This is a genomic window from Carboxylicivirga marina (assembly GCF_016612505.1).
Classification (GTDB): domain Bacteria; phylum Bacteroidota; class Bacteroidia; order Bacteroidales; family Marinilabiliaceae; genus Carboxylicivirga; species Carboxylicivirga marina.
In genome coordinates this window covers 1-6,917 of the sequence record NZ_JAENRR010000111.1, presented here as the reverse complement: position 1 = coordinate 6,917, position 6,917 = coordinate 1, and the positions used below count along the sequence as shown (strand labels likewise).

7 protein-coding genes are annotated in these 6,917 nt (G+C 32.1%); 3 read left to right on the top strand and 4 right to left on the bottom strand.

Annotated features, from left to right (window positions below):
* Window positions 1–99: 99 nt before the first annotated feature.
* Together JIV24_RS21660 and JIV24_RS21655 are read left to right on the top strand one after the other, a co-directional pair.
* Window positions 100–981 carry a DUF5777 family beta-barrel protein gene (locus tag JIV24_RS21660; RefSeq protein WP_200467181.1) on the top strand — a complete coding sequence of 294 codons (882 nt, stop codon included), beginning with the start codon at window positions 100–102 and terminating at the stop codon, window positions 979–981.
* A 77-nt stretch (window positions 982–1,058) separates the two neighbouring features.
* Window positions 1,059–1,613, top strand: coding sequence for a YceI family protein (locus JIV24_RS21655; protein WP_200467180.1), 555 nt, complete (start codon window positions 1,059–1,061; stop codon window positions 1,611–1,613).
* 9 nt (window positions 1,614–1,622) lie between these two features.
* Here the strand turns inward: JIV24_RS21655 and JIV24_RS21650 are convergent, their stop codons facing one another.
* Window positions 1,623–2,240, bottom strand: a complete 618-nt coding sequence (locus tag JIV24_RS21650) for a plastocyanin/azurin family copper-binding protein (protein WP_200467179.1) — start codon at window positions 2,238–2,240, stop codon at window positions 1,623–1,625.
* Between the two features lie 327 nt (window positions 2,241–2,567).
* Here JIV24_RS21650 and JIV24_RS21645 point away from each other — a divergent pair, with 327 nt between their 5' ends.
* Window positions 2,568–3,227 (top strand): Crp/Fnr family transcriptional regulator, encoded by a 660-nt coding sequence (locus JIV24_RS21645; protein WP_200467178.1) that lies wholly within the window; start codon window positions 2,568–2,570, stop codon window positions 3,225–3,227.
* A 351-nt stretch (window positions 3,228–3,578) separates the two neighbouring features.
* On the opposite strand, the gene JIV24_RS21640 is transcribed toward JIV24_RS21645, so the two are convergent.
* The 3 genes from JIV24_RS21640 to JIV24_RS21630 all read right to left on the bottom strand — a co-directional run.
* Window positions 3,579–5,174 carry a DUF262 domain-containing protein gene (locus JIV24_RS21640; RefSeq protein WP_200467177.1) on the bottom strand — a complete coding sequence of 532 codons (1,596 nt, stop codon included), beginning with the start codon at window positions 5,172–5,174 and terminating at the stop codon, window positions 3,579–3,581.
* A gap of 2 nt (window positions 5,175–5,176) precedes the next feature.
* Entirely contained in the window at window positions 5,177–6,229 is a 1,053-nt protein-coding gene (locus tag JIV24_RS21635; RefSeq protein WP_200467176.1) for a hypothetical protein, read from the bottom strand.
* 5 nt (window positions 6,230–6,234) lie between these two features.
* Window positions 6,235–6,917: AAA family ATPase (locus tag JIV24_RS21630; protein WP_200467175.1), on the bottom strand; the 683-nt coding region annotated here is incomplete at its 5' end.

The window sequence follows — 6,917 nt, the reverse complement described above, 5'->3', positions numbered from 1 at the left end:
GTTAATATTTAGTTGTTTACATACTAACAGGCGGGAGCAATTTTTGATCAAATTCGCGTAATGAAAGATCTGCACCCATTTCAATTAAAATTGAGTAGTATGCCATTTAAGAGATACCTAGTTTCATGTTGTGTTTTACTATTCACCATAAGCACTATCCATAGTCAGAACGGAAACCTTTTAGATGAACTGCAGGATAATAGTAAATCCATTCCACAAAATTTATCTCATTTTAAAAGTACACGTATCATTCTTGGGCCTTCAACAACACAAATTTCTGACAAGGAGCTTCAGGTCAGAATCTCACATTTATTTGGCCCTGTAACAGATGGTATTGAGGAACTGTATGGCTTAGATCAAATATACAATGTGGATATTGCTCTTGATTATGGAATTATGGATTGGTTATCTGCCGGATTAGCCAGATCCAGTGACTATGATAAAACCGTCCAGACTAATGTCAAATTAAAACTTCTACAACAATCAGAAGCAAAACCTTTCTTCTCTTTATCCTATCTGGGAGGTATTAATGTGAGAACACGTCAATATACCTATGACATAGAGTTTGTTGATCGTTTAGAATACATACATCAACTGTTAATGTCGTACAGGTTTAATAGTAGTTTTGTCGCTCAGCTTACTCCTGGATGGGTTCATTTGAACAGAGTACCTACAGGGGACCACCCTAATTCGTTACTATTTACAGGCATTGGTGTAAGTTATATGATATCGCCCTCTACCACATTAAATGTTGAATATAACTATGTCTACCCTACATTTGATAAAGACATCTACGAAGTGGAAAAAAATGCACTTTCATTGGGTGTTGATATTGATACAGGGGGACATGTCTTTCAGTTATTTTTATCCAATGCTACCAGATTGCAACCGTCTGGTTATATAGCTCAATGGAATAATGATAACTTCTTTGATGGAGATATACATATTGGATTTAGCATTATGCGTTCTTTCAATCTGTAAACTGATGGAAATAAATATGCTTGCTTATGACAAGGTAAGTCATTACAATTGAAAATGTGTTTTTAAAAACATTGCTTATGAAACGACTCTTAATTCTTTATTTTGTACTCTGCTTTCCTTTTATACAGAGCCTATGTATAGCACAGAGTAAGTATAAAGCCGATGATGGATTTGTTTCATTCTTTTCATCTGCTCCCTTAGAAGATATTTATGCCGAGAATAAAACTGTTAAAAGCCTCATTGATTTATCAACGAATGAAATTGCGTTTATTGTACAAGTTCAGAATTTCAAGTTCAAGAAATCATTGATGCAGAAGCATTTTAACGAAAAGTACATGGAGTCACACAAGTATCCGCATGCAACATTTTCAGGTTTTGTAAAGTCTTCGTCAAACATTACAATAACAGGACGACACTCGGTTACGGTTAAGGGAGAAATGCTGATTCATGGTGTTAAGAAAACAATTGAAGTTGTTGGAGTACTCATTAATAATGGTACATCTATTTCGGCAAATTCAGAATTTATTATCAAGGTGGACGATTATGACATAAAAATTCCAAAATTATTGGTTAAGAATATTGCAGAAGAAGTAAAGGTTACTTTACAGCTTAATTATGAACTTTTAAAATAGCCCAACTCATCACTTTTTTAAAATCTTACCAGTATCTATGTATCCGTTAGTATTCTGCAATCGATAAAAGTATACCGAAGGTTCCAGGTGCCCAATGTTTATTCTTAAATTATCATTACTCTCAATTGCTTTTGAAAAGACGATCTGCCCGTTCATATTAAATAACTGGATGCCTGAGTAGGTTTTAGCCTTTTTGTCACTAAATTCAATAAACAGATAATCGCTAGCCGGCATTGGGTATAATTTAATAGCATCATTATTGTCATTATCGGTAATTGAAGTGACGGTATTAACTGTAATGGTGCCCTGCATACTTCCTGAGTGAGGATTACATTGATAACTATATTCACCAGCAATATCAAAAGTAAAACTGTATTGCCAGGGAGCACTCTGCACAGCATTTCCAAACGAGACAGGATTATTAGGAAAAGTAGTCGTCGTTCCGTTAACATTGTGGGTTCCGAGCGTATTATTCCAAATAACTACATCGCCCTGGTTAATTGTAAGACTTGCAGGGGTAAATGAGAAATTACTAACTGTGACATTCCAATTTGTTTGAGAATTAGCATTTACAAGGAATAACACTGTGATAATTGCAGACGACCAAATTTTAGAAAGTGTATACATTGTTTTATTTTTTAACAATATGAGATGCAAATATCTTTAAGTATCAAACTTTTGTCAATAAGCAATTTTAAATTAAAATCATGGAAGAAAAGTAAATTGTTTAACTATTAAGCGAAGTATTTACTTAATCCTATCTTTCTTTTAATAGTAAAAGAACTACAGCCCAACTTCTTACATAATTAAAAATTACCAAAGACTCGTTATGTTGTTGTTAAAAACAATTGAGGGTTTTCTTAAAATGACGGATTATTCTATCTTAACACATCAATTTAAGTTACCTATATGTCTTATATTCTTACTCCCCCAAATACTTGTAATGACTGTTATGTGGATATTACCGGTTTTGAGTCGTTAAATAAATCAGAAATTCAGATATTTAAAGAAGGACATTGTCAGGTAAATTATACGAATGGAGAAACAATTGTTAAAGAAGGTACACAATGTAATAATGTTATTTGCATTAAAGAAGGCTATGCTAAGTTGCATATACAAGGACTTGACAATAAAAATATAATAATAAAAATCCTTAAGAAAGGGGATTTTATCATCAATCCAGGAGTTTTTACCAGCACCAATAATATTTCTCAGTTTACTGTTAGCGCTCTAAGCAACATTAGTGCTTGCTTAATGGATTTAGATGCCTTTCACGAGGTATTTTATAACAACAAAGCATTTGCAACTTACGTCTTAAATCTGAATAATAATTTAATTACAAATTTATTCAACCAGGTGATAGACTTGTCTCATAAAAAAATGAGCGGGCGAGTTGCTAATGCATTACTGTATCTTTCCAATTCAATATATGAATCTCATTTTTTCAAAATTCATTTAAGCAGGCAAGAACTTGCCGATTTATCAAGTGTTTCAAAGGAGAGTTTACTTCGTATTTTAAAGGATTTTAAACAAGATGGTATCATTAAAATCAATGGTAATCATATTGAAATAGTATCGTCAGATAAATTGCGTAACATTAGTAATTATGGGTAATAAAATGCCTTAAATGCTATTTATTTTTGGCATGGCTAAGTATTACTTAGGATATAAACATTTGTTGATAATGTATGATTCTTTAGTTTTTAGATCTTCCTTGACCACAAGTTTTTAGGGTATTTAGTTAATTGGAGAAGAAAGGATTTGTATAATTACGACTATAATTTGAAGGTATAAGTGTTAGGGAGATAATAGTCTTACCAAACCTTTAGATATAAATCGAAAATAGTCTCACAAAACCCAGGTTTTGTGAAACTAGGGTTATCGAATATCAATATATTATATTTCAAAGTAAGACACAAGTTTATATCTATAAGTCCTGCTTACTGCATTTTTAGAGGTTTTGTGTCAAAAAAATAAGTACTGATAACTCAATCCTAGTTGTTCAGTGAATTCACCTTCAATTTTAAGAATATATTGTTCTCGTGTATTTATAAGTGCGTCAAAATCCTGGTTAAGGTATTGTTCTCTCATTATATCTGTGATTGCATACTTCTGAAGTATTTCATCATCATTACTATTGATTAAATAAGACACATCTCTTCTTTTAGGTATTTTATTAGATGAGTCAATTAGAAATGGAATTACACAAGAAGGAGGGGAGATTCCATTTCTGTCTTTACAGATGTAAAGTAATTTATACCCCTCAATATTGCTTGAGTCGATTGGTTTGAATTTATTAGAATAATTAAGTAAGAATAAAATTAATGACTTCGCTCTTACACTACCCATATATATCTTGTTTGGAAAATCACTAATATCAAATGGAATTTCGGGAGTGTCATTGAAAACTGGATCATCTAGGTCTCCTTTTAAAAACTTCTGAAATGTTTGATATGCTTTGCGTTGTTTGCTTAAAGAGTAAATTGTAAAGTATCCAGAGTATGTGGTAATCCAAAACCATTCTTTAAGTTTATTTAATTGCCAATCTGAAGGTTCAGAGATTTGATTGAAAAAATCCGTAATAAAAATGAGCTGTGCACTGTATGGTAATAACTTGCTATCAACAACCAATAATTCTTCAAATAAGAATTTAACCGCTTTTTTAATACTAGTCAGTGTATTTTGAGACGTTGAAATAAAATTATCTAATCTGACAAGATTTTCTAGTTTTGATTGGTCAATATAGTACTTACCAAACGAGTTGGTTATGCAGTTTAAGATTAAGTCTCGCTTTATGTTCTGAAAGTTGTAAAAACTCAATTCATCTAAAAGTGCATCGATTTCAGTGCCTAAACGAAATCCTTTCTCTTTATTGTATGACAAAGCAGATATCATCCAATCTGCAGATATTTTTGCACCTTTTGAATTTACACGTGAAAATATCTCAACAGCTTCTTCAATATCCCCTCCCAAAATATCAATTGAAGGAAGTTGGAAGTCAATTAGTTGCGTCCCTAACTTTTCGTATCTTTCCATCCATATATTGACTTCAGAATCAAGGAAATCTTCTTCAATAAGATTACGTTGGAATTGAAAGGCATATCTTGTATCAATTAGATTGTAAATATTAACTTGAAAGGCTTGCAGTGATATACTACGAGGAATGAAAAATTCCTCTTCCTTGAGGTCATAGCAGATATTAAATTCCCTTCTCCAGATATTGAGATTGACATTAAGGTTTGTTTTTTCAGGATTTAATAGACAACCGAAAAGGGTTGTGAGTCTCTGAAAGCCATCTAACACGTAAAAGTAATCACCATCGCTATCAGGTATGTCATATGGGCCAATGGATTTTGTCCTACCAAACCTTTCGTGATCAGGCTTCCAAAACAATATTGATCCAATTGGGTAACCTCTTTTGATACTATCGAATAGTTCTAGTTTATCATTGAGCTTCCATATATAATCTCTTTGAAATGCAGGAACCTGCATTAGACCCCTTTGGATGTCTTCGATATAGTGAATTAAACGTCTTACTCTTGTATGTATCTGTAGATTCATTGTTATAAATATTTCTCAATGTCACTTAGTAAATCAGGCAGTTCATTGGGATTGCATGGATTATTTATATTCTTAGGATCATGATGTGAACATCTTTTCAGTAATGATTCTCTTGTAACTTTTTGTGAAGAAAAAAGTTTCGGAAACTCAGTCTTAAAATTTTGTCTTGAAGAGCCATTTATTTTTTTAGCATTATTATCTCGGAATACCTTCTTAACTTCATCTGTAAGATCACCGTATAATTTTTGAATTTCAGGTGGTTTTATTGAACTGAAATTTTTATCTGATGGGAATCCATTTTCAATATCAAAATAATCCTTTTGAACAGGTGATAATTGTAAATACGCATTGAAATAATCCTTCAGATAATTTACCTCGTCAAATACTTCGTCTGGAATATAATTTTCCATTTCTCGTTTTTCAAGAACGTGATATGGTATTTCTTTGGATTCTAGGAATTTAATTAGATTGTCTTTGTCAGTTTTAAGACCTTGGTTAGGATAAGTACAGTCACTATCAAATATTACAAAGCAATGTATGTATTTATGAGAAGGTTTAGGGTAATTTTGTCCATTAAATTTGTCTAATTTTGAGGTAATCATACTTTCAATAGTTGAACCACCACCCATGCCATACTCAAGTATGCCGTTATCCTTTAGTTTCCTTATTTTTTTACTCTTTTTCTTGAAATTTCTTAATAGAGCGTTGAAAAGGTGAGCATCATTTTCACTATGTTCAAATATAATTTCAAAATCCTTTTCCAACATGCCAATTGCTTCAGAAATTGAATAGTGATGATCATCAGAAGTATTCGAAATATGAATCTTAGGAATTGTAGTTGAGGACTGAATCGATCTTGTAATAGTATGATTAATTAATTCCTGAAGGGATTTTCTTGCGCCTCTGTACCATGTAGATTCTAGAATAGCATCTTTCGTTAATGAATCGATTTGAACTAATGAATGGTTTTTACTAATAATTACTTTCCATAAGTAATCTAACTCATCATGCAAGTGAGCATCTTCAAAAACATCTTTTAAGAACTTTATTGTCATACCAATTAAACCTTTTTTGCATTTAGAATTTCAATGGTTTCCTCAAGAGCCTCATTGAAAATATCTTCAGGCCAATTGGTGACATCTCCATTACTTTTGATTTCTATAGGCACAAGATTGCTTTCCCCAAGATCTTCATCAAAATCTACATAATAAATTAAGATGTCATCTGGGTTTAGCTTCTTTTGTGCAACTAAGCGTCTCATTCTTAAAATGAAATTTTGAGAATGAGTTTCTATTAAAAAGTGTTTTTTATTTTGTATGAAATTTTCTGCAAATAATTGAGCAAGGTTACCATGAGCTCCAGGATGCAGATGTAGTTCAGGTTGTTCCATCGCAATTAAGATTTCATCTTCTATAGGCATTAGAGCTCTTGTGACAAGTGGGAGAGTCTGCCCCATACCTTCACCTACATCTCTCAAATTTACTGCAAGTTTATCATCCCTAGTTAACTCGATTTCTAAATATGGATCCTTATCTTCATTTATTCTTAGACCCCATCCATCAAAATTATTGCAATACCATTCTGAAATCTTATCAATTAAGCTTTCATCCATAGCCAAAGTGTCGTTTATCAGAATATTGTATGCGTTTCTCCCATCTAAACCAACCTTAAGGTGGGTTCTAAAAATTAGTTTTTTCAATTTTTGACTTGATAAAATCGCAGAACCCTTTAACGAAATTTTCA

Coding starts and splice junctions, on each gene's coding strand:
- JIV24_RS21655 (WP_200467180.1), top strand. CDS start 1,059: ATGAAACGACTCTTAATTCTTTATTTTGTACTCTGCTTTCCTTTTATA.
- JIV24_RS21660 (WP_200467181.1), top strand. CDS start 100: ATGCCATTTAAGAGATACCTAGTTTCATGTTGTGTTTTACTATTCACC.
- JIV24_RS21635 (WP_200467176.1), bottom strand. CDS start 6,229: ATGACAATAAAGTTCTTAAAAGATGTTTTTGAAGATGCTCACTTGCAT.
- JIV24_RS21640 (WP_200467177.1), bottom strand. CDS start 5,174: ATGAATCTACAGATACATACAAGAGTAAGACGTTTAATTCACTATATC.
- JIV24_RS21650 (WP_200467179.1), bottom strand. CDS start 2,240: ATGTATACACTTTCTAAAATTTGGTCGTCTGCAATTATCACAGTGTTA.